General features: G+C 66.3%; 21 protein-coding genes. 8 read left to right on the forward strand and 13 right to left on the reverse strand.

Annotated features, from left to right (window positions below):
* Positions 1-74: 74 nt before the first annotated feature.
* Entirely contained in the window at positions 75-722 is a 648-nt protein-coding gene (locus ACZ60G_RS16910) for a cysteine hydrolase family protein (RefSeq protein ID WP_465811025.1), read from the forward strand.
* Positions 723-766: 44 nt separating this feature from the next.
* Here ACZ60G_RS16910 and ACZ60G_RS16915 read toward each other — a convergent pair whose 3' ends face one another.
* The 5 genes from ACZ60G_RS16915 to ACZ60G_RS16935 all read right to left on the reverse strand — a co-directional run bounded on the left by ACZ60G_RS16915 (position 767) and on the right by ACZ60G_RS16935 (position 5,605).
* Complete coding sequence (locus ACZ60G_RS16915) at positions 767-946, reverse strand: antitoxin (protein WP_040686491.1); 180 nt, start codon at positions 944-946, stop codon at positions 767-769.
* Between the two features lie 91 nt (positions 947-1,037).
* On the reverse strand, positions 1,038-3,347 hold the full coding sequence (locus ACZ60G_RS16920) for an ATP-dependent DNA ligase (protein WP_465811026.1): 2,310 nt from the start codon (positions 3,345-3,347) through the stop codon (positions 1,038-1,040).
* Positions 3,348-3,396: 49 nt separating this feature from the next.
* Positions 3,397-3,702 (reverse strand): antitoxin, encoded by a 306-nt coding sequence (locus ACZ60G_RS16925; protein WP_465811027.1) that lies wholly within the window; start codon positions 3,700-3,702, stop codon positions 3,397-3,399.
* Positions 3,703-3,736: 34 nt separating this feature from the next.
* Positions 3,737-4,879, reverse strand: a complete 1,143-nt coding sequence (locus ACZ60G_RS16930) for an MBL fold metallo-hydrolase (RefSeq protein ID WP_465811028.1) — start codon at positions 4,877-4,879, stop codon at positions 3,737-3,739.
* On the reverse strand, positions 4,880-5,605 hold the full coding sequence (locus ACZ60G_RS16935) for an enoyl-CoA hydratase (protein ID WP_465811029.1): 726 nt from the start codon (positions 5,603-5,605) through the stop codon (positions 4,880-4,882).
* 90 nt (positions 5,606-5,695) lie between these two features.
* On the opposite strand from ACZ60G_RS16935, the gene ACZ60G_RS16940 reads away from it, so the two are divergent.
* Complete coding sequence (locus ACZ60G_RS16940) at positions 5,696-6,823, forward strand: NAD(P)-binding domain-containing protein (RefSeq protein ID WP_465811030.1); 1,128 nt, start codon at positions 5,696-5,698, stop codon at positions 6,821-6,823.
* Positions 6,824-6,828: 5 nt separating this feature from the next.
* On the opposite strand, the gene ACZ60G_RS16945 is transcribed toward ACZ60G_RS16940, so the two are convergent.
* From ACZ60G_RS16945 to ACZ60G_RS16970, 6 genes are all read right to left on the reverse strand, one after another.
* Complete coding sequence (locus tag ACZ60G_RS16945) at positions 6,829-7,683, reverse strand: aldo/keto reductase (protein ID WP_465811031.1); 855 nt, start codon at positions 7,681-7,683, stop codon at positions 6,829-6,831.
* A 104-nt stretch (positions 7,684-7,787) separates the two neighbouring features.
* A complete protein-coding gene (locus ACZ60G_RS16950; protein WP_465811032.1) occupies positions 7,788-9,284 on the reverse strand; it encodes a carboxyl transferase domain-containing protein in 1,497 nt (498 codons plus the stop codon).
* A gap of 50 nt (positions 9,285-9,334) precedes the next feature.
* On the reverse strand, positions 9,335-9,937 hold the full coding sequence (locus ACZ60G_RS16955) for a GTP-binding protein (RefSeq protein WP_174414979.1): 603 nt from the start codon (positions 9,935-9,937) through the stop codon (positions 9,335-9,337).
* Positions 9,918-10,292, reverse strand: a complete 375-nt coding sequence (locus ACZ60G_RS16960) for a DUF742 domain-containing protein (protein WP_040686485.1) — start codon at positions 10,290-10,292, stop codon at positions 9,918-9,920. Before ACZ60G_RS16960 ends, ACZ60G_RS16955 begins: the two co-directional genes overlap by 20 nt.
* 7 nt (positions 10,293-10,299) lie before the next feature.
* Positions 10,300-10,713: a roadblock/LC7 domain-containing protein gene (locus tag ACZ60G_RS16965; RefSeq protein ID WP_011207200.1), complete on the reverse strand. Its 414-nt coding sequence runs from the start codon at positions 10,711-10,713 to the stop codon at positions 10,300-10,302.
* Positions 10,710-14,882 (reverse strand): sensor histidine kinase, encoded by a 4,173-nt coding sequence (locus tag ACZ60G_RS16970; protein WP_465811033.1) that lies wholly within the window; start codon positions 14,880-14,882, stop codon positions 10,710-10,712. Before ACZ60G_RS16970 ends, ACZ60G_RS16965 begins: the two co-directional genes overlap by 4 nt.
* Before the next feature lie 319 nt (positions 14,883-15,201).
* Between ACZ60G_RS16970 and ACZ60G_RS16975 the strand changes: the two genes are divergently transcribed.
* The 4 genes from ACZ60G_RS16975 to ACZ60G_RS16990 all read left to right on the forward strand — a co-directional run bounded on the left by ACZ60G_RS16975 (position 15,202) and on the right by ACZ60G_RS16990 (position 20,071).
* Complete coding sequence (locus ACZ60G_RS16975; RefSeq protein WP_465811034.1) at positions 15,202-17,241, forward strand: AMP-binding protein; 2,040 nt, start codon at positions 15,202-15,204, stop codon at positions 17,239-17,241.
* Positions 17,242-17,386: 145 nt separating this feature from the next.
* Positions 17,387-17,773, forward strand: a complete 387-nt coding sequence (locus tag ACZ60G_RS16980; protein ID WP_465811035.1) for a hemophore-related protein — start codon at positions 17,387-17,389, stop codon at positions 17,771-17,773.
* A 197-nt stretch (positions 17,774-17,970) separates the two neighbouring features.
* Positions 17,971-18,687, forward strand: a complete 717-nt coding sequence (locus ACZ60G_RS16985; RefSeq protein WP_465811036.1) for a response regulator transcription factor — start codon at positions 17,971-17,973, stop codon at positions 18,685-18,687.
* Between the two features lie 7 nt (positions 18,688-18,694).
* Positions 18,695-20,071, forward strand: a complete 1,377-nt coding sequence (locus tag ACZ60G_RS16990) for a sensor histidine kinase (protein ID WP_465811037.1) — start codon at positions 18,695-18,697, stop codon at positions 20,069-20,071.
* On the opposite strand, the gene ACZ60G_RS16995 is transcribed toward ACZ60G_RS16990, so the two are convergent.
* On the reverse strand, positions 20,061-20,702 hold the full coding sequence (locus ACZ60G_RS16995; RefSeq protein ID WP_387286199.1) for a DJ-1/PfpI family protein: 642 nt from the start codon (positions 20,700-20,702) through the stop codon (positions 20,061-20,063). The genes ACZ60G_RS16990 and ACZ60G_RS16995 overlap by 11 nt on opposite strands.
* Before the next feature lie 85 nt (positions 20,703-20,787).
* On the opposite strand from ACZ60G_RS16995, the gene ACZ60G_RS17000 reads away from it, so the two are divergent.
* Positions 20,788-22,125, forward strand: a complete 1,338-nt coding sequence (locus ACZ60G_RS17000; protein WP_465811038.1) for an aminotransferase-like domain-containing protein — start codon at positions 20,788-20,790, stop codon at positions 22,123-22,125.
* An 85-nt stretch (positions 22,126-22,210) separates the two neighbouring features.
* Here ACZ60G_RS17000 and ACZ60G_RS17005 read toward each other — a convergent pair whose 3' ends face one another.
* On the reverse strand, positions 22,211-23,041 hold the full coding sequence (locus ACZ60G_RS17005) for an LppX_LprAFG lipoprotein (RefSeq protein WP_465811039.1): 831 nt from the start codon (positions 23,039-23,041) through the stop codon (positions 22,211-22,213).
* A 433-nt stretch (positions 23,042-23,474) separates the two neighbouring features.
* Between ACZ60G_RS17005 and ACZ60G_RS17010 the strand changes: the two genes are divergently transcribed.
* Positions 23,475-24,947 carry a cytochrome b5 domain-containing protein gene (locus ACZ60G_RS17010; protein ID WP_465811040.1) on the forward strand — a complete coding sequence of 491 codons (1,473 nt, stop codon included), beginning with the start codon at positions 23,475-23,477 and terminating at the stop codon, positions 24,945-24,947.
* Positions 24,948-25,002 lie beyond the last annotated feature (55 nt).

Below are 25,002 nucleotides of genomic sequence, written 5' to 3' on the forward strand. Positions count from 1 at the left end.
TGGCTATCGCGCAACCGAATCACCGTCGGGCCGTACCCCGAATGTGATCGGTATCGAACAGGAGTGAGCTGACCATGCGGCATGGCAACGGACTGGACATTCCCGAAGGACTCGCCGATGTGTGTGCGCCGCACCGCATGGCGGTCATCGTGTACGACATGCAGGTCGGTGTGCTGTCCCAACTGCCGGACGGTCCGGAGATCATCGCGCGGGTGGCGCGCGTGGTCGAAGCCGCACGGCGCGGCGGTTATCCGATCATCTTCCTGCGGCATTTCTTCCTGCCGCGCCGCCTGAGTGGCACCTTCGCGCTGCGAATGGCCATGAGCTGGCAGCAAGTCGACAATGTCGACGACGTGAAGTTCATCCTGCAGCGCGACACCCCGGCCTTCGAACTGGTTCCGGAGCTGCGGCCGACGGCGGACGAGGTGATCTTCGACAAGACCTCGATGTCGGCATTCGAGGGCACGCCATTGGCCGCGGTGCTGCGCGATCTCGGCATCGGCGCATACGCGATCGCGGGTGTCGCGCTGGAGATCGGCATCGCGCCGACGGTCACCCATTCGACCGACCTCGGCTTCGTGCCGGTGATCATCAGCGATGCCGTCGGCGGCCGCGATAAGGAGGCAATGGCGCGCGCCTACGACGATTTCGAATTCCAAGGGCACGCGATGGTCACCGACAGCGCGACCATCATTCCGCTGCTCGCCCGCGAACAGAACTGACCGCGGGAATGGCGGATCGGTACGCCCGGTCCGCCATCGGCGACTCAGCTGTCCTTGCGGACGGCCTTCTTGGCGGCATCCTGCGCGGCGTCGACCTGGCTCGCGAATTTGCCGTCGGTCTGCTTGTCGACGAGATCGCCCACCTTATCGATGGCCGTATCCACCTTGTCCGCATTCTGCTGGGCCAGGTCCAGCGCCTTGTTCGCCAGGTTCTTGAAATCCACCGCGCACTCCTCGTTTTCGAGCCGACACAACCGCACACAAACGATACCGAGCGAACTCCCCGATGATCCGGCAAACCATCAGCGACCGCCGTCACATCTCGCCGAGCCAGGCCGGATGCCAGAGGCGGCCGGTCTCGGTCCAGTTCATGAAGCGGACGGTTCCGCTGAGCTTCGGGGTCACCCACACCGCGGCCTCGCGTTCCTCGGCGGTGAGGTCGTTGTCGAACGGGGTGGTCTTGCGCTCCAACTTGCCGAGCCTTTTTGCCAGATCCCGCATGACCGGCTCGCTGAACCCCGTGCCGACCCGCCCCACGTAATACAGCCTGCCCTCGTGCGGAATGCCGACCAGCAGCGATTTGAAGTTGCGGGCGTCACTGCGCCGCCAGCCGCCGATCAGGACACGCTGGGTGCGCCAGTTGCGCTGCTTGACCCACGAATGTCCGCGCTTACCGGGCAGATACACCGAATCCTTGCGCTTGGCGACCACACCCTCCAGGCCGTGTTCCTGGCTGTAGCGCAGCGCTTCGGCGCCGGAGCCGTCCAGCCGCGGCGGCACCCGCAGTGACGGCGCGTTGGCGGCGATCGCTTCCAGTACCCGACGCCGATCCGAATATCGTTTGCGGATAAGGGAAGTCCCGTCCAGATACAGCACATCGAAGGCGACGAAGACCGCGCGCGCCGCATCGGCCTGCAGCAGACCGACATTCGCGACGCCGTGATCGTCGAACACCACGGCCTCACCGTCGAGCACCACATTGTGCCCGGCCAGCTCCTCGGCCAGCACCGCCATACCCGGATAGCGTTTGGTCACCACATTGCCCGCGCGGCTGCGCAGAGTCAGTGTTCCGGAATCGATTTCGGCGATCAGCCGGAAGCCGTCCCATTTGGTTTCGAAGCACCACTCGACGTCATCGAGATCGGCGACCTCACCGTGGGTGGCGAGCATCGGTTGCAGGCCACGTGGGAAGGGCGCCGGCCCAGCCGGTCTCGGCACGATGAACGCAGCCTCGGGGCCGACCGGACCACTGGACACCCGGTCCGCCTCTTCCTCGGCCGGATTCTGATCGCGCATGAGATGCATCAGCCACTGGGTGCCATTGGTTCGGATCATCGCGTGCCGGCCGCGCAGTCGCTTGCCATGAAAGGTGACGATGACCTCGTCCTCGCGCCACTTCTCGGTGTCGTAGGTGCCGGAATCCCAGATCGTCATCTCCCCCGCGCCGTACTGCCCCTTCGGGATGGCACCGTGGAAGTCCAAGTACTCCAACGGATGATCCTCGGTATGCACGGCGAGCCGGTTCTGATCCGACGAGGTCGGCGGCCCCTTCGGCACGGCCCATGACACCAGTACGCCGTCGCGTTCGAGCCGCACGTCCCAATGCAGCCGCCGCGCGTGGTGTTCCTGGACGACGAACCGATCATTCGCCCCGGGCGTCGGCGTTTCGGACGGCACCGGTTCCGGGGTCGCCGAGGCATCGCGCATCGATCGATATTTCATCAGCGCATCGCTGTTCGAACCGGGCGGATCCAATTCGGCGAGCAGATCGCCGTCATCGCGCCAGCGCGCGAGCACCTCGTCGAAGCGCAAGTGCCGCAGCTTCTTCCGGCTCTCCAGCTCGGCCCAGGTGCGCGGTGCGGCCGCATTCGGCTCGGTGCGGCCACGCAGCGAATACGGTGCGATGGTGGTCTTGGCGGGATTGTTCTGGCTCCAGTCCAGGAAGACCTTTCCGCCGCGCGCCGATTTCGCCATCGTCGCGGTGACCAGATCCGGGTGCAGCTTTTCGAGATTCGTCGCCACCTGCTTGGCCACGGTGGACGCACCGCCCGGACTCAACTCCCGATCCAGCGGCACATAGATGTGAATTCCCTTGCTACCACTGGTAACAGGGAAGGCGTGCAGCCCGATCCCCTCGACCATCTCGCGCACCGCCAGCGCGACCCGCGCGCATTCGGCCAGTCCCGCACCAGGCCCCGGATCCAGATCGAAGACCAACCGAGTAGCGTAGCCGACCTTGTCACCGTCGAAACGCCATTGCGGCACATGGACTTCCAGCGCCGCCTGCTGTCCGATCCAGGCCAATCCGGCCTCGGAATCGATGACCGGATAGACGACCTTGCGGCCGGAATGTTCGATGGTGTGGCGCTCCAGCCACGACGGTGCGTGCTCGGCGAGATTCTTTTCGAAGAAGGACGATTCGTCGACGCCGTTGGGCCAGCGCTTCCGGGTGACCGGTCGCCCGGCGATATGCGGGAGCATTGCGGGCGCGATGGCCGAGTAGTAGGCGATGACCTCACCCTTGGTGGTTCCAGTCGCCGGATACAGCACCTTGTCGAGGTTGCTCAGCTCAACCTCGATGCCCGGCCGGCCCGGGCTGCCACCGAATTCCCGGCGGGTCACCATAAATGAAGTTTAGGGGCGGGGACCGACAGATATCGGTCCCCGCCACGGATCAGGCCTGCGGCTGTCCCGGCTCTTCGGGCTCGGGAGCCGGCTTGGGGGCCGGTGGCACGGGCGGCTCCTCAGCCGCGGCCGCGGGCGGCTTCGGTGCGGGCGGCTCCGATGCGGAGTGGTCCGTTGGGACCGCCTTCTTGGCGGCCTCCTGCACCTTGCCGATCTTGTCGGAATATTTGTGGCCGGTCTTCTCGTCGATGAACCCACCGGCCTTGTCGACCGCATCGTAAATTTTGTCGGCGTTCTCGGCTGCCGCGTCCCTACCCTTGCCGACCAGGCCTTTCAGGGTGTCCACGAGACTCATGCCTACATTCCTTCCTGTCGACGAACCTAGGTACTCACCCAATATCCTCCCACCAGGAATCCCGGCTCGGCAGGTCATTGGGGTCGATGCGCTGCCCGGGCATCGGCACCGCCACCGAGGTACCGGCCGCCCGTGCCGCCGCGACCATCCGGCGCACCGGCTCCGACCACCCATGGAAGGCCAGATTGAAGGTCGCCCAGTGGATGGGCACCAGCAGTCCGTGTCCCGGATCGCCGACGCCGAGGTCGGCATGTGCGCGAACCGCCTCCTCCGGGTTCATGTGGATGTCCGGCCAGGCCTCGTCGTAGGCGCCGATCGGCAGCAGCGTCAGATCGAACGGTCCGAGCGCGGCCCCTGCCTCCGCGAAAGCCTTTGTGTATCCGGTATCACCGCCGAAGTAGACCCGCCGCGTCGGACCGATGATGGACCAGGACGCCCACAGTGTGGTGTTGCGCATCAGGCCGCGTCCGGAGAAGTGCCGCGCCTCGGTGCAGGTGAGCACCAGATCCGTACCGTCGCGCTCACGCCCCAGCGAGGCGAGGGAAACCGAACCGCCCCAATCCAATTCGATGATCCGATGTTCGGGCACGCCCCAGTGCCGCAGATGGGCGCCGATGCCGATAGGCACCAGGAAGGGTGCGGCCTGCCCGGCCACCAGCTGACGGATCGTCGCCTTGTCCAGATGGTCGTAGTGATCGTGCGAGATCAGCACCGCGTCCACCTGCGGCAGTTCCGACAGCGGCGTCGGCACCGGATGCAGCCGGGCCGGACCGACCAGCGCGGACGGCGAAACCCGTTCGCTCCAAACCGGATCGGTGAGAATCCGGTAGCCGTCGACCTCGATGAGCGCCGATGCGTGCCCGTACCAGGTGACCGCGAGATCGGCGGCCTCGGTCGGCACGTCGGGGGTGGCGAGCGGAACCGCATTGCGCGGACGACCGGCATTACGCCGGGTCAGCGCCGAAATCAGCAGGGACGGAGCGGCTCCCGAGACGAACTGGGTGCTCGGCTCGGTGTTGTGGAACTGCCGATTGCGATAGCTCACCGCGCCGGTGGCGTAGGGCGCAATGGCATTGATGGAGGCGCCGATCGCCGACGGGATGTCCCAGACCGCGCGCACCACCCAGGTGACGCCGAGTGCACCGGCGGCAATGCCCACTATCTTCTTCGGATTCATTTATCGCCCCACGAATTTCGCCGCACGCTTCTCTGCCCTGGCCAGCCGCCCCTCCTGGGCATCCTGACTGGTCCACGCCGCCTCCAGCGCCGCACGCTGCTGTGTGCTCTCCGGATCTCGGGTGCCGTCATCGTTGAGCTCCAACTTCATATGCCGCAGCGACAGCGGAGCCAGCTGGGCGATCGATTTGGCCCAGGCCTGTGCGTCGGCCAGCGTGCCGAGCCGGTTGGCGAAGCCGAAGGAGTAGGCATCGGCGGCCGATACCGATTCCGCGCCGAGCAGAATGGTCCGGGCCGGGCCACCGCCGATCAGCGACGCCAGCCGCCGCACGGTCCAGCGGTCGACGGTGATGCCGAGCTTGGCGGCCGGAATGGCGATATAGGCGTCGGGTTCCATGACCCGCAGATCCGAGGCCAGCGCGATCTGCACGCCCGCGCCGAGCGCACCGCCGTTGATCGCCGCGATCACCGGGACCGGCACGGATTCGATGGTGTGCAGCATGTCGGGCAGGGCCGTCAGGAATTCCTCCGCGTAGACCCCGGACAGGTCCGCGCCCGCGCTGAAGAGCGATCCCCGACCGGTGATCACAATCACCCTGGCGTCGTCGGCCGCGGTCAACACTGCTTCGCGGAGCCGAGTGACGAGTTCGAAGTTAAGCGCGTTACGCCGCTCCTCGCGCTGTAGTTCGATAGTGACGACATCGCCATCGCGGCTAACGTCGAGCATGCATCCTCCCCAACTGACCGGTTCGAGTGGTTACATCAACTCTGCCACAGGTGGCGGAACATACCGACCAAGCCGATACGATCTCGGTTTGTGCCGACAGACTTCCCCATCCTGGTGATCGGTGCTGGTCAGGCCGGGCTGTCGGCCGGTTACCACCTGCAGCGCCTCGGATTGCGCCCGGAACGGGACTTCCTCATCCTCGATCACGCACCGGGACCCGGCGGGGCCTGGCAGTTTCGGTGGCCATCGCTCACCCTGACCACGGTCAATCGCGTACACGACCTCCCGGGCATGGCCTTCGCCGAGACATTGCCCCCCGATTCCGACGCCGTGCCCGCGGCCACCGCGGTGCCGCGCTATTACGAGCTGTACGAGAAGCGATTTGATCTGCGGGTGCGCAGACCGCTCTCGGTGACCGTGGTCTGCGATCGCAATACCGACGGAAGCCCTTGTGCCGCAGGGCCGGATCTCGCGGCGGGTCGGGGCACGACACTGAATGTCGAGACCGATACCGCGGGCACGATCCGGGTGCGCGGCCTGATCAATGGCACCGGCACCTGGGAACATCCCTTCATTCCGCACTATCCGGGTGCGGAGACCTTCGCCGGACGCCAGCTGCACACCCGCGACTACCGCAGCGCCGACGAGTTGGCGGGCAAGCATGTCGTGGTGGTCGGCGGCGGGGTGTCGGCCGTTCAGTTGTTGGACGAGATCTCGCAGGTCACGACCACCACCTGGGTGACTCGACGCGAGCCGGTATTCCGTGACGCACCGTTCGCCGAGGAGGACGGCCGCAACGCCGTCGCCATCGTGGAGGATCGGGTGCGGCATGGTTTGCCGCCGGGTTCTGTGGTTTCGGTCACCGGATTGCGGCTCGACGATCGATTGCGCGCCGCACAAGCTCGTGGGGCACTGCAGCGGCATCCGATATTCGCGAGCATCGAACCGGATGGGGTGCGCTGGCCCGACGGTTCGTTCCAGCATGCCGACGTGATCCTGTGGGCGACCGGATTCCGCAGTGCCCTGGACCATTTGGCCCCGCTACGCCTGCGCGGTCCAGGCGGCGGCATCACCATGACCGGCCGCCTCGCCACCCAGGTAGCCGTCGACCCGCGCATCCACTTGATCGGCTACGGCCCATCCGCGAGCACCATCGGCGCCAACCGAGCCGGGCGCGCCGCCGCCCAAGAGTTGACGGCGCACCTCGGCCTGCGCTGAAAGTTCTAGAGGAGTCCGGCTGTGAAGCTGGTCGGATCGGGGCCGATCCGGGCGCCCTTGTCGAGTGTGTTGATGGCGTTCATCTGGTCGCGGGTGAGTTCGAAACCGAAGACGTCGAAGTTGGCGGCGATGCGGGACGGGGTGACCGACTTCGGGATGACGACGATGCCCTGCTGGAGGTGCCAGCGGATGAGCACCTGGGCCGGGGTGCCGCCGACCTCTTCGGCGATGGCGACGATGGTGTGATCATCGAGCAGCGTGCCCTGTCCGAGCGGACTCCACGCCTCGGTGGCAATGGCGTTCGCATCGTGGAACGCGCGTAGCTCGCGCTGCGCGAGCCGGGGATGCAGTTCGACCTGGTTGACGGCCGGAATCTCGCCGGTCTCGCCGATGACCCGCTCCAGATCGGCGACGGTGAAGTTCGACACACCGATCGAACGCACCCGGCCCTGCGCCTTCAGTGTCTGCAAGGCCTTGAAGGTCTCGATGAAGCGATCGGCCTGCGCCACCGGCCAGTGGATGAGATAGAGATCGAGGTAGTCCAGGCCGAGCCGAGCCATGCTGGCGTCGAAGGCGCGCAGCGTGGAGTCGTAGCCCTGGTCGGAATTCCACAGCTTGGTGGTGACATAGACCTCGTCGCGCGGCAGCCCGAATTCCCGGACGGCGCGGCCGGTGCCCTCCTCGTTGCCGTAGATCGCGGCGGTATCGATGCTGCGATAGCCCGCCTCCAGCGCGGCGGTGACGACCGGCTGGACGTCCTCCGGCGGTACTTGGAACACACCGAAGCCGAGCTGCGGGATAACGTTCCCGTCGTTCAGCACGATCGAGGGAATGGCGCTGGTCTCGCTTCTGAAGGTCACATTCCGACCGTAGAAGTGCCGCGCCGCGTCGTCAACGAGAACCCCTGGCGTGTTGACCACCGGTTTTCCCAACGGGATCGCGTTTGTGCTGGATACCGGGGTCGTCATGGCCGCCCGAGGCGGCGATAGCGGGTATGGCGGGAGGCGCGAATCTCGTCGAGCGGACGGGCGCGCAGCCCGGTGAGCTCGTCGGCGATGGCGGTGACCATGCGGCGGGCGAAGTCGACCGGTTCGTCGGCGGCGTCGGGAAATTCCGGGACGATGCGGTCGACGACACCGTCGGCGAGCAGGTCGGTGGCGCGGATGCCCTGTGCGTCGGCCAGCTCTGGGGCGTGGTCGGTATCGCGGTAGACGATGGCGCTCGCCCCTTCCGGCGGCAGTGGCGCGAGCCAGCCGTGGGTGGCGGCCAGGACGCGGTCGGCGGGGAGCAGCGCCAATGCGCCGCCACCGGTGCCCTGACCGAGCAGGACCGAGACCGTCGGGGTGTCGAGCGTCACCAGATCGGCTATGCAGCGAGCGATTTCGGGGGCGAGCCCACGCTCCTCGGCCTCCTTCGACAGGGCCGCACCGACCGTGTCGATCACCAGCACCAGCGGCAGCCGCAATTCCTCGGCCAGCGCCATACTGCGCCGGGCCTCGCGCAATGCGGCGGGGCCCATGGTGTGTTCACCCTGCTGACCCGCACGATCGTGGCCGAACACAACGCACGGCTGGCCGCGAAAGCGGGCCAGGGCATGCACGATCGTGCGATCGGATTCGCCCTGGCCCGTGCCGCTGAGCGGAACCCGTTGCGTCACATGGCGCAATAGGTCACGGATACCGGGCCGACCTGGGTGGCGCGAGATCTGAACCGATTCCCAGGCCGGAACATCCGCATTCGCGGACTTACGCATCGGTGCGGCCCAGCCAGGTTCCGCCGCAACAGGATCCGGCACACCGCTGAGCACGCTCAACGCACGATGCGCGATCCGGCGGAACACCGAAACCGGCAGCACGCCGTCGATCACGCCGCTGCGGTACAGATTCTCCGCGACCTGCACGCCCTCCGGAAAAGCCCGGCCGTACAACGCTTTATACACGCGCGGACCGAGAAAGCCGATGAGTGCGCCGGGTTCGGCGAAGGTGATATGCCCCAGCGAACCCCAGGACGCGAAGACGCCGCCCATCGTGGGATTGCGCAGATAGACCAGATACGGATGCCCGGCCGCCTTGTGCGCCGCGACCGCACCCGCGATCTTCACCATCTGCACGAAAGCGACTGTGCCCTCCTGCATTCTGGTACCGCCGGAGGTCGGCGAAGCGATCAGGGGCAGGCCGAGTTCGGTGGCGCGCTCGACCGCCGAGACGATGCGCTCGGCCGCGGCGACCCCGATCGAACCCGCCAGAAATCCGAACTCGCAGGCGATTACGGCCACGCGTCGACCACGCAGCAGACCTTCGCCGGTCAGCACCGCCTCATCTGTGCCGGCCGCCAGCTCGGCCTTGCGCAGATCCTCGCGGTATCGCGGGGATGCGGCCACCGTCACCGGTGGCCGATCCCAGCTGATAAACGAGTCCGAGTCGAGCAGTTGCCCGAGCAACTCCCGCGCCGAAATCCTCATCGAGCGAGCTTAACCACTCGATTCGGGGCCGACGCGACAGGCGCGAACGCTCAGTAGCCCTGCATGACCTTGCGTAGGGCGTACTCGGTGAGCGAGACCAGCGCCTGCTTGGCGGGTTCGCGCCGGCGAGCGTCGATGGACAGGATCGGCACATCCGCAGGCACCGCGAGGGCCTGACGGATGTCCTCGATCGGATACCGCGGTGCGTCGTCGAATTCGTTGAGCGCAACCAGGAACGGTAGATTGCGCGCTTCGAAGTAGTCGACGGCCGCGAAGCTGTCCTCGAGCCTGCGGGTGTCGACCAGCACCACGGCGCCGATGGCGCCGCGGATCAGGTCGTCCCACATGAACCAGAAGCGGTACTGGCCGGGCGTACCGAACAGGTACAGAACCAGATCGTCGGCGAGGCTGATCCGGCCGAAGTCCATCGCCACCGTGGTGGTCGACTTCATCGGAATACCGGTCAGATTGTCGATTCCGGTACTGGCATTGGTCACCAATGCCTCGGTGCGCAGCGGAACGATCTCCGAGACGGCACCCACCAACGTGGTCTTACCGACACCGAAGCCGCCAGCGACCACGATCTTTGCCGAAGTCGGTTTGCTGGTGCGGGTATCGACCTGTGCCGTCGAATCAAATACGCCGGAGTCCACTGAGAACCCTTTCGATCAGCTCGCGACGTTCATCGTCGCTGGAATCGTCTTTCAAAGTCGCCGAAACTCGCACATGCCCGGCCTCGATGAGGTCGGCCACGAGCACGCGGGCCACCCCGATGGGTATACCCAAACGCGCTGCCACTTCAGCAACGGACGGCGATTCTCTGCACAACTCCACGATGGACGTCTCGATGTTGGTCAGTTCGAACTGCCGCTCCAGGGCGACCGGATGCGATGCGACAAGTGCCTCCAACGCCAACTCGACCGCGGGCCTGGTTCGGCCCGCAGTCAAGGAGTATGGGCGAACGAGACTCGGCTCGGCGCTCCCCATGCGGTGATCGTCTATGTCCATCCCACCATCAGGAACCCATCGTGACGCGTGGCGTGGCCTGCACCGTCTGGCCCACACGCTCGACCAACAGGGCCATTTCGTAGCCCACCTGGCCGATATCGCAGGAAGTATTCGTCAGCACCGCAAGATACGAGCCGTCGCCGACTGCCATGAGTAGCAGGTAGCCGTGCTCCATCTCGACCACCGACTGCAGCACGGTGCCGCCCTCGAATAGATTCGAGACGCCTACCGAGAGGCTGGCCAGTCCGGCGGTAACGGCCGAGAGCTGTTCGGCACGGTCCACCGGCAGCTGCGCGCTCGCCGCCATGAGTAGGCCGTCAGCCGAGACCAGGACGGCATGAGCTACGCCAGGAACCTCGTTGGCGAAGTTCGAAACCAGCCAATCCAGCTGACGATTCGTACCACCTAGATCGGGGTTCATCGGTCTCCTTTATCTCCGGTTAGGTTCATTGCCTTCATTGCGCGGCCATCCCGGACGCCCTGCTGGTGACGACTCAAGCTGGACCTGATCGTTTCTGGATCGCGACGCGGCGCGCGATCGGCGTTGCCGGTGACACCGCCGGGGACCAGCCTCCCGCCCGGATTGCGTTGAGGCAACCCGGCGGCCGTCTTTGTTTCGGCCTGGGCCTCGCTCGCGCGGCGGGCGGCCTGCCAACCCTCGTCGCCCGGTGCTTCGAAGGAGGCGGCTGTCTGGGACCGGTCCTGGTTGGGATCCGATAGCCACGCCGACATCATTTCGGCGAAGATCGGTGTCCCGCCCATCACCGAATCAGAGTCGACCGCGGGCTGCAACCTGGTCTGGAAGAACGACGCCGCCTTCTCCGGATCGGGCTTGAAGCTGTGCCGGCCCGGATCGCGCGGTGCGGTCGTCGCCCCGCTCTCGGACATCGCAGGTGCCTCACCGCTGGCCGCGGGCTGGGCCGCACCGCGATCCCGTCGCGGCAGACCGACGCCCGGCGGAACTTCCTTGCGCGGCAGCACGGTCGCTCCCGGATCGCGCTGCGGCAGACCGGTAGCAGCCGACTCCCGCTGCGGCAGGCTGTCGCGGGAAGGTAGCAGACCGTCGCGCTGGGGCAGGCCGCTCGGTGTCCCGCCCGACTGACGCTGCGGCAGGCCGTTCGGGGCCTCACGCTGCGGCAAACCGTTCGCGGGCGACTGACGCTGCGGCAGACCGGTGGCACCGGACTCCCGCTGTGGCAGACCGCCAGAAGCGGAATCCCGCTGCGGCAAGCCCGAACCGGTGTCCCGCTGCGGCAGGCCATTCGAGGCCGAATCGCGCTGCGGTAGACCGCCCGTGGTTTCCCGCTGCGGCAGACTGCTCAACGGATCACGCAACGGATCACGCTTCGGCAGACCACCGGTGCTCTCACGCTGCGGCAAACCGCCCGTGCTCTCACGCTGCGGCAAACCACCCAGAGCATCACGCTGCGGCAGACCACCGGAAGCGGAATCCCGTTGCGGCAAGCCCGAACCAGTGTCCCGCGGCGGGATACCAGTCACGCCGGACTCACGCTGCGGCAGACCATTCGATGCGGAATCCCGTTGCGGCAGACCGCCGGTGCTCTCACGCTGCGGCAGCCCACTGGCGCTTTCACGCTGCGGCAAACCGCCAGAGCTCTCACGCTGCGGTAGACCGCCCGTGCTTTCCCGCTGCGGCAGACTGCTCAACGGATCACGCAACGGATCACGCTTCGGCGGACCACCGGCGCTCTCACGCTGCGGCAAACCGGTCGCACCGGGTTCGCGCTGCGGCAATCCACCCGACGCATCACGCTGCGGCAGACCACTAGCGCTCTCACGCTGCGGCAAACCACCCGTGCTCTCACGCTGCGGCAAACCATTCGGCGTTTCCCGCTGCGGCAGACCGCTCGCAGGCGACTGACGCTGCGGCAGACCGGTCGCACCCGGCTCACGCCGCGGCAGCCCTCCGGCGGCCGAATCCCGCTGCGGCAGGCCACCGGCGGCCGAATCCCGCTGCGGCAGTCCGGTCGAACCAGGCTCACGCTGCGGCAGACCACCCGACGCATCACGCTGCGGCAGACCCGAACCGGTATCGCGCGGCGGCACACCACCGGCACCCGGTTCGCGCGGCGGCAGACCGTTCAGCCCCGACGCACGCTGCGGCAGACCGCCCGCGCCCTCGCGCGTCGGCGCACCGTTGCTGCCCGGCTGACGCTGCGGCAGACCACCACTCGGCTGACCGCCCTCCGGCACGCCATTCGTGCCCGGCTGACGCTGCGGCAGCCCACCCGAATTCAGATTCCGCGGCGGCAGACCACCACCGGAAACCGTCGGTTCGGCGCCCGGCCGACTCGGCGGCGGACCGCCCGGAGTGACATTGCGTCTCGGCAGATTCGCCGCGGCGAGCTTGCCGCGTTGCGGACCGCTCGGCGCCTGGCCGGCCGATGGGCGCAGGGTCGGATTCTGTTGCGCCGGTTCCTGACGCAGCCCCGAGGCGCCCGAGGACATGGTCGAGCCGGGCGAGCGCTGCGGTAGCCCGCCCGCCGTCGGGATCGGACCACTGCCCGCGGCCGGTGCCGGACTGCTCGTCGGAATCGGTCCGCTTACACCGGGATCGACGGTGACCATGACATTGCCACCCGGCGTCCTGGTGATCGCGCGCATCTGCATCGATGCGGCGGCGGACTGCCGTTGCGGACCGGCCGCGGCGACCTGCGGTGTCGCCTGCGGCATCGCCGTGGTCTGGCCCTGTCCGAGCACGATCAGACCGGCCGGGACCTGCACGGTGACCGTGACGCCAGGATCGCGTGCGGTATCGAAGGTCGGGCGCAGGCGCACGGTGAGTCCGTGGCGCTCGGCCAATCGGCCGACCACGAAAAGACCCATGTGGCGCGCGGTGTCCGGACCCGGTTCGGCGGTCTGCTCGAGCCGCCGGTTGATATCGGCCATTTCGCTGGGCGGCATACCGATGCCGCGGTCCGCGACCTCGATGAGCATGCCCTGGTCGTGTCCCTGCGCGAAGGTGAACTTCACGTCGGTCTCCGGCGGCGACGCGCGTAGCGCGTTGTCCAATAGCTCGGCGAACAGGTGCGCCATATCGGAGGCGGCGGGCTCGACCAGCGATCCACGCGGTGTCGCACCGAGCTTCACCCGTTCGTAGTCCTCGACCTCGGAGATCGCCGCACGCAGCACGTCCGCGATCTCGACCGGCGCGGACTTGCTGCGCCGCTGCCGGGTACCGGCGAGGATCAGCAGGTTGTCACCGTTACGGCGCATACGAGCCGCGAGATGGTCCAGCCGGAACAGGTTTTCCAGCAGGCGCGGATCCTTCTCGTCGTACTCCATCGCCTCGATCAAACTGAGCTGATGGTCGACGAGCGACTTGGAGCGCCGCGCCAGGGTTTCGAACATGTCGTTGACCTGGGCACGCATCTGCGCCTGGTCACTGGCCAAACGCAGCGCCTGGCCGTGGATATCGTCGACGGCGCGGGCCAGCTGACCGATTTCCTCGTGGCTGCGGATCGGCATCGGCTCCAGCGGCACATCCTCGGGGGACGCGCCGTTACGCAGCTGGGCGACCTCGTGCGGCAGATCGCTCTCGGCCACGCGCAGCGCGGCCAGACGCAGCCGGTGCAACGGCACGATCATCGAGCGCGCGACGAACACCGCGAGCAACAGCGCGGCGAGAATCGTCGCGATGACGACCGCGGTATAGGTCCACGCGCCGGTGTTGGCGTTGGACACCAGCGAACTCATCGCCGAGTCGATGTCCTTGGTGGACTTGGTGACCACGCGCTCGTAGACATCGAGGCTGCCGGTGAGCGAGTTCTTCAGATCACCGACCGGGATCTTGCCGGCCTGCGCCTCCGGGCTGGTCAGCAGTGAGATCCGGTTATCGATACCGGCCCGCAGATCGGCGATCGAGGTATCGCCATCGGAAAAGCGGTGGGCAAGCACGTTGAGCATCGCCCGCTCGGTATTGGCCGCGGTGATCGCGCTCTGCACGCCCGCCGCCGAACCGCGCAGCACCTCGGGGAATGCGGCGACCTCGGCGACCAGCGCGTAACGGGTGTTCAACGAGTCGACCAGCCGCAGCTTCGCCTGTTCGATGGCCTGATCACTGACCTGGCCGACCGTGGCTTCTACGATGTGCACACTGTCGTTGCGGACCCTGTCGATCGTCCCGATGACTTCGGCCGGGGTCTGCGTCGAGACGTTCTTGCCCTGGGCGCGCACCGCCTTGGCCTGGGTGATCATGTCTTCCAGCGCCGCGCGCGCGCCGGCAACACCGTCGACCTTGCCGACCGACTGCTCGGCATCGGCGATGACCTTGTCGAGGTCGGCCAGGTTCTTGTCCGACACGATCGACACGTTCGGCATGATCGAAATCATCTGCGAACCGGCGGTCGTCGCCGTCTGCGCACTCAGCGCGGTGACGGCAGGAATCGCCTCGATGTTCTTCGCGGCGGCGTCCAGTCGGTTCGCCTCGGCGAACTCGGTGGTAATCCTGGACACGCCGAGCCCAACCGCGACTGCCAGCGGAACGGCCAGGACCGCCGTAACCTTCCAGCGCAGGTCCCAGTTGCCGAGCGCCCAGCGTTTGCTGCCGGACCTTGCGGCGTCACGCATCTCCCACTCACTTTCCAAACTGGCCCCAACCACGTGCCATCAGCGAACCTAGACAATCGCATGCTGGCTCGACAGGCAGAGCTGGCCGAGGAACTGCGGCTGGCCGAGAAATTGCGTCTACGACGGCCCAAATAAGTGACATCAGATTCTAACGGATCAATAACAGCTTGGGTGACGTTGAGTATAGCTACAGGCCTTGACCTGCCGATAGCTGGCAAAACCAAAGGTCGCGGCACCCACCCGGGCGTCGCGTGAAGTCTGCCACAATCGTGCTGATCTATCGAGGCGGGCATCGAGGCGAGGCTAGGGAGTCACGGGATTGAGTGAGAACCAGGCGTACCGGCCGGTCTATCAGACCAGCTTGGTCGATCCCGCTGAGTTCTGGGCCGAGGCGGCCGAGGCGATCGATTGGGTGACCCCGCCGACCCACATCGTCGACACCACGGCTCGCTCGATGGCCAGGTGGTTTCCGGACGCTCGCCTCAACACCTCCTTCAACGCCCTCGATCGGCATGTGCACGGCGGCGACACTCCGGACGAGGCAAGCCGGGCCGATCAGCCCGCCCTAATATACGACTCGGCTATGACCGGCGCCAGAGGCGTTTTCACCTACGCCGAACTACTCGCCGAGGTCGCCGAGTTCGCCGGTGCGATGGCACGTTTGGGTGTTGCCGCGGGTGACCGCGTGGTCATCTACCTGCCGATGATCCCCGAGGCGGTGATCGCCATGCTGGCCTGCGCCCGCATCGGCGCGGTGCATTCGGTGGTCTTCGGCGGCTTCGCCGCACCCGAGCTGGCCGCCCGCATCGATGATGCCGAGCCTGTGTTGATCATCACTGCCTCGGGCGGGCTGGAGCCGGGCCGAACGATCGATTACCCGCCGATTGTGTTGCAGGCCCTCGACCTCGCCGAGACGAGCGCGCCGCGCCACGTGATCGTCAAGCAGCGACCGCAATTTCCGACCATCCACTTCCCCGCGCCGCAGCCCGCCACCGAATCACTGCCGAGTTCCACCCAGACCGTCGCGGCGCAGTGGCTCGATTGGGCAGACGCGGTGCGCGATGCGCAACCCGCCGATCCGGTTCCGGTCGCGGCGACCGATCCGCTCTACATCCTCTACACCTCCGGCACCACCGGGAAGCCCAAGGGCGTGGTCCGCGACAACGGCGGACATGCGGTCGCCCTGTCCTGGTCCATGCGCAATATCTACGACGTCGGGCCGGGCCAGGTGATGTGGGCCGCCTCGGATGTCGGCTGGGTCGTCGGACATTCGTACATCGTCTACGCGCCGCTGCTCGTCGGCGCGACAACGCTGCTCTACGAAGGCAAACCGGTCGGGACACCGGATGCGGGCGCGTTCTGGCGGGTGGTCGCCGAGCACAACGTGCGGGTGCTGTTCACCGCGCCGACCGCGCTGCGCGCCATCCGCAAGGCCGATCCGGACGCCGCACTCGCCCACCGCCACGACCTGTCCTCGCTGCGCGCATTGTTCTGCGCCGGTGAGCGTTTGGATCCGGCCACCTACCAGTGGGCCAGCGAAACACTGCTCGCCGATCGGCCCGACTGCCCGGTGGTCGACCACTGGTGGCAGACCGAGACCGGCTGGCCGATCTGCGCGAATCTGCTCGGCCTGCAGCAACTTCCGATCAAGGCGGGTTCGGCGTCGGTGCCGGTGCCGGGCTTCCGGCTGCGGGTGCTCGATGCCGAGGGCAATCCGGTCGCACCTGGCACCGAGGGCAATATCGTCATCGGCCTGCCACTACCGCCAGGGACACTAACCGGACTATGGCGCGACGAAGATCGCTTCCAACGCTCCTATATGTCGGCGTTTCCGGGCCACTACCTCACCGGCGACTCCGGATACTTCGATGACGACGGGTACCTCTACGTGCTCGGCCGCAGCGACGATGTGATCAATATGGCCGGACATCGGCTGTCGGCGGGCAGCATCGAGGCCGCCATCGCCGGACACGAAGCCGTCGCCGAATGCGCGGTTATCGGCCTACCCGACGAACTCAAGGGCCAGCGGCCGATCGCCTACGTGGTGCTCAAATCCGGCGTCGAGATCGATCCGGACCGCCTGCGCGACGAACTGATCGCCCGGGTGCGCGAGCAGATCGGCGCGATCGCCACACTGCACGACGCCGTCGTCGTCACCGCACTGCCCAAAACCAGGTCGGGCAAGATTCTGCGCAAGACGATCCGGCAGATCACCGCGGGCGATACCTACGAGGTGCCGTCCACCATCGAAGATGCCTCGGTACTCGCCGCACTGGAAGTCCAGATCCGGGCCAGCCGCCCGCAGGAGCCCGGCCCGGAAGTCGTTGCACCCAACGGCGATCCGATTGTGCCGTCATAACTTTGCGATTGCATTGCGTTTCACCCCTTAGAGATTCCTCAGGGATATTTCACACATGCGCCAGTACGGGGCAATAGCGTCTAGGGCGCTGGATCCACAGCACCCCCGAAGCAGCATGACCCCCGAAAATCTGGAGGCACTCCCCATGAAGCTCTTCCACAGCCGCCCGGCCGTCGCCGCTCTCGCCGCGGGCGGCATCGCCAGTGTGGCCGTGTTGCTTTCCCCGGCCATCGCGGCCGCGGATCCGATGACACTGGCCGGGCCGCTGCTGACCTCCGACTGCTCCTTCGCCCAGGTCGACGCGGCGCTGCACGCCAAGGCCCCGCAGCTGGCGGCGATGCTCGACTCGAACCCGACCCAGAAGGCCGAACTGCAGCGCAAGTTCGATCAGCCGGTCGAACAGCGTCGCGCCGAACTCCAGGCCGCGATCGACGAGAACCCCGGCGCCGCGCAGGACGCCGAGAACGACCCGCGTGCGTCCGGCCTGGCCGAGACCATCCGCACCGTGGCCGAAACCTGCCACAGCTACTGAGCTCCCCCGCCTCTTTTGCCGGTCGTCGGGCACCTGCCCAGCTTTCGTCGCGGGCCGACGGTTGTGGGCTTGGCAAAGTTCTGGGCGTGCCCGGCGAGTTACCCATGTTCTTACGAAATCAGTAGGCCCGTCGTCATCCGGGATGATCGGCAACACCTGGCGGTATGGACGGAAGATCTGGGAGTCCGGCGAGCACAATGAGTGATGTGACTGAGCGGAGCGCGAACCCGACCGTCCTCGTCGTCGACGATGACGAGGACGTGCTCGCGTCGGTCGAGCGGGGCCTGCGCCTGTCCGGCTTCCAGGTGCGGGTCGCCCGCGACGGCGGCGAGGCGCTGCGCAGCGTGACCGAGCAGGCGCCCGACGCGGTGGTGCTCGATATGAATATGCCGGTGCTCGACGGTGCGGGCGTGGTGACGGCACTTCGGGCCCTGGGCAATGAAGTCCCGATCTGTGTGCTCAGCGCCCGCGCCTCCGTCGACGACCGGATCTCCGGACTGGAGTCCGGCGCCGACGACTATCTGACCAAACCGTTCGTGCTCGCCGAATTGGTGGCGCGGATCAAGGCGCTGCTACGTCGCCGCTCGGACGTTCCGGCCCCCGCCACACCGGGCGCGATCACAGTCGGCCCGCTGGAGGTCGATGTCGCCGGATACCGCGCATTGCTGAACGGCCGCGAAATCGAGCTCACCAAGCGCGAATTCGAGCTGCTGTCCACCCTGGCCCGCAATGCGGGCGTGGTGCTGAGCCGCGAACGGCTACTGGAATTGGTGTGGGGCTACGACTTCGCCGCCGACACCAATGTGGTCGATGTCTTCGTCGGATACCTGCGGCGCAAGCTGGAGGTCGAGGGCACGCCACGGCTGCTGCACACGGTCCGCGGCGTCGGATTCGTGCTGCGAGCGCCCAAGTGAGTTGGCGATGACGCCGCAGCTCGCGGCGCCCCGGAAACGGCGGCAGCGCACGTTCTCCCTTCGCACCCGGGTGGCCGGTGCGGCCGCGGTCGGCGCGATCATCATCGTCACCATCATCGGCGTGCTCTCCTCACGGGCCATCGAGCGCAACAACGTGGCCCAGACCGACCAGCAATTGGCGATCGCGTCGCGACTGGTGCTCATCGACTCGGTCTTGGCCGTCGGCGTGCTCGGACTGGTCGGTCCGAGCTACGACATGGCGGTGACGGTCCGCGACAACAACACGATCGTGGCGAGCACACCCATCCGCCTGCCCGAACAGCCGATCGGATCGCATACCGTCACCGTGAACGGCACCCCGTTCCGCGTGCTCACCACCACCGAGAACCAACCTGCGGGACGCGTTGTCTCTCTGGGCATTCCATCCACCGCAGCGGCACGCACGACCGCGGAGCAACAACGGTGGGTGCTCGCCGGAGCCGGATTGGCGATCGCCACCGCCGCCGCACTCGGCTGGTTGCTCGCGGGCCGCGCCGTCCGCCCGATCGTCGATCTCACCCGGCAGGTCGGCGCACGCAGCGGCTACCGCGATCCGGACAATCCACAGCCACCGGTCGACGGCTCCGGAGTCCGGGAGGCAGAAAAACTCGCCGAGGCGGTGAACACCCTGCTGCAACGGGTGGATCAGGCACAGACCGAAACCGCCGCCGCACTGGAGACCGCGCGCGATTTCGCCGCCGTCTCCGCCCACGAACTGCGCACCCCGCTCACCGCCATGCGCACCGATCTCGAGGTGCTGCGCACCCTCGACCTGGACGAGGCCCAGCGCGCCGAAATCCTCGGCGATCTGCAACGCAGCCAGGGCCGCGTCGAAACCACCTTGGCCGCACTGGAACGTCTCGCCTCGGGCGACCTCACCCACGAGCGCGATCACGTCGACACCGACGTCGGCGACCTGTGCGACCAAGCCGCCCACGACGCCATGCGACACTTCCCCGGCGTGACCGTCCGCATCGATACCGACGCCGAACTGATCACCCGTGGCCTCCCCGCCGGACTGCGCCTCGCGGTCGACAACGCCTTGACCAACTCCGTCAAACACGGCCGCGCCACCGAGGCCGTGGTCTCCGCCCACCGAATCCCCAATGGACACATACTGATAACCGTCGACGACAACGGCCGCGGCATCCCCGTCGAAGAACGCGCCGCCGTCTTCGAACGCTTCTTCCGCGGCAGCGAAGCCAGCAAAGGCGGCTCCGGACTAGGCCTCGCCCTGGTCGCCCAACAGGCCCAATTACACGGTGGCCGAGCCTATTTCGATGACAGTCCGCTCGGTGGTGTGCGCCTGGTACTCGACCTTCCGGAGCGCCGGACTACCACCTGAAAGACCGCCCGGCCGACACAGCGGCCGGTTCCTCGTACAGGTACGGGCCGATATTGCGCATCGCGCGGGCCACATAGTCATCCTTCTCGCCGACCGGAGCGACGTAGTGCAGAGCACTTTCGGCCGCTTCGATACTTTCCAGGCGGGCGATCATCCAGGCCGCGAGGTAGTGCGACGCGAGGCAGCCACCCGCGGTCGCGAGATTCCCCTTGGCGAAGAAAGGCTGCTCGAGCACATCGACCCCGGCTGCCTGCACCCACGGTTTGGTCGTCAGATCGGTGCAGGCGGGAACACCGTCGAGCAGTCCGAGCTTGGCCAAAACCAATGTCCCTGAGCATTGTCCGGCCAGCAGTTGTCGCGACGGGTCGAGTCGCAACCGCGCCATCAGCTCCCGGTCGGCGACGACTTCGCGGGTCTGCGCACCGCTACCGACAATGACCGCGTCCGCGCTACCGGCTTCTTCCAGCGTCGCCATCGACTCGATGACCACACCGTTCATCGAACGGACTCGCGCCGTAGGACTGGCGATCGATACCCGCCAGTCGGTCTTCCGGACCCGGTTGAGAACGCCGAGCGCGATGAGGGAATCGAGTTCGTTGTAGCCCTCGAAGGTGAGGATGGCGATGTGCATAACGGTTGCCTTTCCCGGTCGTTACCAGGCACCGTATGACCGCGACCCAATACAATCAAGAAATTGTCATGCATACAATCTGAGCGTGGCCGTCTCTAGATACAAAGGCGTCGTGGACGCGCTGGCGTCCGACATCCGAGCGGGGCGGTTGCCCTCGGGGACTCGGCTGCCGACCCATCGCCAACTCGCGGCCGGCGAAGGGCTGGCGTTGGTGACCGCGTCGCGGGTCTATGCCGAGCTCGAAGCCATGGGTCTGGTGAGTGGGGAACCCGGCCGAGGCACCTTTGTTCGCGAAATCGCGCTGCCGCCCAGCCACGGCATCGACCTGCAGGCGGCCGCGTCGGACGTGGTGGATCTCAACTTCAACTACCCGGCACTACCTGGCCAGGCCGATATGCTGCGGCAGGCATTGCGTCAGCTGGCGTCCCGGGGTGACCTGGAGGCCCTGCTGCGCTACCAGCCGCACGGCGGACGACCTGATGAGCGGGCCACAGTCGCCCGCCATCTGCGGCGTAATGGTTTGCCGGTCGGCGCGGATCAGGTGCTGATCGTCAGTGGCGCTCAGCACGGATTGGCCACCACCGCCATGGCGACGCTGCGGCCGGGAGACGTCGTGGCGGCCGATGCCCTGACCTATCCGGGCTTCAAGGTGCTCGCCCGTGCGCTGCACCTGGAACTGGCACCGCTTCCCGCTGCGGGTGACGCACCGGATCTCGATGCCCTCGAACAGCTCTGCGCGACGCGGCGGGTCCGTGCCGTGTACACGATGCCGACACTGCACAACCCGTTGGGCTGGGTCACCGGGGAGCACCACCGTGAGCAGTTGGTCGAGATCGCGCGCCGATACGAACTGCTCATCATCGAGGACGCCGCGTACGCCTTCCTGGCCGAGCAGCCGCCACCCCCACTGTCGGCGCTCGCACCGGAACGGACCGTCTATGTCTCCGGGCTCTCCAAGAACGTAGCGACCGGTCTGCGATTCGGATTCGTGACTGCCCCAACCACATTGGTGCCCGCCATCGAACGCGCGATCCGCACCACCACCTGGAATACCCCCGCGGTGATGACAGCGATCGCGTGCCGGTGGCTCGACGACGGCACCGTCACCAGGCTGGAAGCGCAAAAGCGCGATGATGCGAGGATCAGGCAGTCGATCGCCCGTGCGGTTCTGGCGGGGCTCCCTCAGGTCAGCCATCCGTCGTCGTATTTCCTCTGGCTCCCCCTGCCCGAGGAGGTGCGGGCCGACCAGATAGCGGCCGCGCTGCTGCGCGAACAGGTACTGGTGTCCACGGCGGAACCGTTCGCCACGTCCGCGCATGTGCCACACGCGCTCCGGTTGGCTCTCGGCTCGACAAATACCGACACCCTGCGCGAAGCGCTGAACAAGGTGAAACGGGTTGTCGACGCATACACCTACCGCTGATGAAACGTGAAAACCGGTCCGGGAGTGCGGATGACGGCTGCTGCCACCGTCACGTACTCCCGGACCGGTTCGCGGTATCCGTGTCCTACTTCGGCGGTGCGGTGACCTTGACCGGCTTACCCCACGCCGACAGCGTCACCTTGATGGTGCCCGGATCCCGTTTGACCACAGCCTGAACCAGGTTCGGGCCGTTGCCCGGCGAGGCGGCGGTCGACGGAAGGGCCGATGCCGAACCCGACGGCGGCGCGACATCCGCGATCCACAGGGTGATCGGGAACGTGCCTGCCGGGTCACCCGACTTGGGCACGATGGGGTCGATGACCGTGGAGTCGATGGTTCCGGTCAACTTCACGGTGTCGGTGCCGTCGATCTTCTCGCGGCCCTCCACCTTCGGGTTCTTCACCTGGGCGATGAGGTTGGCCAGACCCTTGTCCTTGTCGAGGATGACGCCCGGGTCGTAGATCTGTTCCGCCGGACCGATTTTGGCGTAGGCGGCGGAGCTACCGGTCTGCGCGTACATCTCCTTGTCGACGACCAGGAACTTGGCCTGGATGAAGTCGGCCTCGGGCTTGGTACGGACCTTCGCCTCGCCGATCGCCTGACCGGCGCCCTGCGGCTGGTTGGTCACATCGGCCGAGACGCTCTCGACCGGAAGGTTGGTGAGGTTGTCCACCTTCAGATTCAGGTGCACGGCCTGCAGGGTCTGGGTGGTCCTGGCGGACTCCTGCACGATCTGCGCCGCATCGGGCAGCTGACCCGAGGGCGGCGCGGACGAGGTTGTCTTGGAGTCGGAGCTGGAGTCGCAGCCTGTCACCAGTGCAGCGAACATCGACGCCGCGACCACGGCGGGCACGAGACCCGGTCGGCGAAGACGGATTCGGTGCGAGGTGCGTGCTCGCGCTGTCAGATCACTCAATGTTCTGCCCCCAGAAGAGTGCGAGGTCGGGTACGACCCGGGTGGTTTGACGAGGACAGCTGGTGCTGCCGCCCGGTGTAGTGCAGCATTTCGCCCGTCAGATTAGCCTGTCGCGCAGAGTAACTCGACCCCGTTCGCAAGGCGAAGTCCGAGGCGAGCCGCGCATGCTGCGGGTGCCGACGTTACCCTTGGTTCGGTCTTCTCGCAGAGATCGGGGGGAATCCGACGCGAAAGTTACCGGGTTAAGGGATTGTTTAGTGAGATGTAAGGCGCTGCAAGCACGATGCTGTCACGAAGGCTCAGGCAGTATGTGTGACTTTGGGGGGACATCCGGTTCGCCGGATGAAGCGCCCCCGCGCCTGTCCGCGATACACGCCATAACCCCGGGGCCGACAACGGCCACCGAACCGCGGATCAGACACGGAGGAATGCGATGACGAACAGCCGATCGGAAGCGGAGGAGCGGGACTTCCGTAGACCGCCCGGCCCGCCTCCTGGTGGTGGCCCGCAACTCTCGAATGTGTGGGTTTACAACGGAAAAACCTACGATCTGAGCGACTGGATCTCCAAACACCCCGGCGGCGAGTTCTTCATCGGGCGAACGAAAAATCGCGATATCACCTCCATCATCGGGTCCTACCACCGCGATCCCGAGCGAATCGGACGAATGCTGGAGAGATATGCGTTGGGGCGCAACGCATTACCCGAGGACATCCATCCGAAGGCCAACGCACCCGACTTCCTCTTCAAAGAGGGCTTCGACAGTTGGCAGGACACTCCGAAGTACCGATTCGACAATAAAGACGATCTGCTGCACAAGGTCAAGGCGCGGCTGAAAGAGCCGGAGCTGGCCGCGCGATTGCGGCGCATGGACACGATCTTCAACATCGTGGTCGCCGTGCTGGCCGTCGCATACTTCGCGGTGCAGGGTCTGCGTCTGTTCGAGCGCAGCTGGATGCCGCTGCCCGTCTTCGTCATCCTGATGGTGCTGCTGCGCAGCTCGCTGGCCGGATTCGGCCACTACGCGATCCATCGCGCGCAAAAGGGCCTCAACAAGATCTATACGAATACCTTCGATTTCAATTACGTCGCACTGGCTTTCGTCACCGCGGACGGCCATGCGCTGCTGCACCACCCGCATACCCAGAGTGAAGTCGATATCAAGAAGAACGTCTTCACCATGATGATGCGGGTGCCACGGTTGTATCGGGTGCCGATTCACACCCTCCACAAATTCGGGCACACGGTGACCGGCATGACCATTCGACTCCTCGATGTCTGCCGCCTCACCCGCAAAGTCGGCATCAAAGATATGTACGGAACCTGGGGTGGTGCGCTGCCGCACTTCATCGGTTCGTTCGGCGTGCGCGCGCTATTGCTCGGCGAGTTGGTGGTATTCACGCTGGCGGGCGACTTCTGGGCCTGGGCACTGCAATTCGTGGTGACGCTGTGGATCAGTACCTTCCTGGTCGTCGCGAGCCATGATTTCGAGGTGGAGGCCGAGGAACTCCCGGCCGCCGATACCGAGGACTGGGCCGTCAATCAGGTTGAGCAGGCCTACGACCTGAAGGTGATCGGAAATCGTTATATCGACTGCTTTCTCGCGGCCGGTTTGAGTTCGCACCGCGTCCATCACGTACTGCCGTTCCAGCGCAGTGGTTTCGCGAATATCGCCACCGAGGACGTATTGCGTGAGGAGTCGGCGAAATTCGGCATCGAGTGGCTGCCGGCGAAGAGCTTCTTCACCGACCGTTTCCCGAAACTCTGCCGCACCTACCTCTTGTCGCCCTCGCGCGAAGCCGAGGAGCGGAATTGGGGCTTCATCCGCGAGCATTGCTCGCCCGGGGCGCTGAAAACCTGTGCGGTCTACACGGTGCAGGGATTCACCGGAATCGGCACGGTCTGAGCCGATTCCGGAGGTCGACCGATCGAACCGCTGGTCAACGGCGGCGCCGATCACC

The sequence above is a fragment of the Nocardia sp. NPDC102475 genome, assembly GCF_055584605.1.

Coding starts and splice junctions, on each gene's coding strand:
- ACZ60G_RS16910 (WP_465811025.1), top strand. CDS start 75: ATGCGGCATGGCAACGGACTGGACATTCCCGAAGGACTCGCCGATGTG.
- ACZ60G_RS16930 (WP_465811028.1), bottom strand. CDS start 4,879: ATGAATCCGAAGAAGATAGTGGGCATTGCCGCCGGTGCACTCGGCGTC.
- ACZ60G_RS16950 (WP_465811032.1), bottom strand. CDS start 9,284: ATGAGGATTTCGGCGCGGGAGTTGCTCGGGCAACTGCTCGACTCGGAC.
- ACZ60G_RS16990 (WP_465811037.1), top strand. CDS start 18,695: ATGACGCCGCAGCTCGCGGCGCCCCGGAAACGGCGGCAGCGCACGTTC.
- ACZ60G_RS16925 (WP_465811027.1), bottom strand. CDS start 3,702: ATGAGTCTCGTGGACACCCTGAAAGGCCTGGTCGGCAAGGGTAGGGAC.
- ACZ60G_RS16970 (WP_465811033.1), bottom strand. CDS start 14,882: ATGCGTGACGCCGCAAGGTCCGGCAGCAAACGCTGGGCGCTCGGCAAC.
- ACZ60G_RS16935 (WP_465811029.1), bottom strand. CDS start 5,605: ATGCTCGACGTTAGCCGCGATGGCGATGTCGTCACTATCGAACTACAG.
- ACZ60G_RS16980 (WP_465811035.1), top strand. CDS start 17,387: ATGAAGCTCTTCCACAGCCGCCCGGCCGTCGCCGCTCTCGCCGCGGGC.
- ACZ60G_RS16920 (WP_465811026.1), bottom strand. CDS start 3,347: ATGGTGACCCGCCGGGAATTCGGTGGCAGCCCGGGCCGGCCGGGCATC.
- ACZ60G_RS16960 (WP_040686485.1), bottom strand. CDS start 10,292: ATGGACATAGACGATCACCGCATGGGGAGCGCCGAGCCGAGTCTCGTT.
- ACZ60G_RS17010 (WP_465811040.1), top strand. CDS start 23,475: ATGACGAACAGCCGATCGGAAGCGGAGGAGCGGGACTTCCGTAGACCG.
- ACZ60G_RS16985 (WP_465811036.1), top strand. CDS start 17,971: ATGAGTGATGTGACTGAGCGGAGCGCGAACCCGACCGTCCTCGTCGTC.
- ACZ60G_RS16995 (WP_387286199.1), bottom strand. CDS start 20,702: ATGCACATCGCCATCCTCACCTTCGAGGGCTACAACGAACTCGATTCC.
- ACZ60G_RS16965 (WP_011207200.1), bottom strand. CDS start 10,713: ATGAACCCCGATCTAGGTGGTACGAATCGTCAGCTGGATTGGCTGGTT.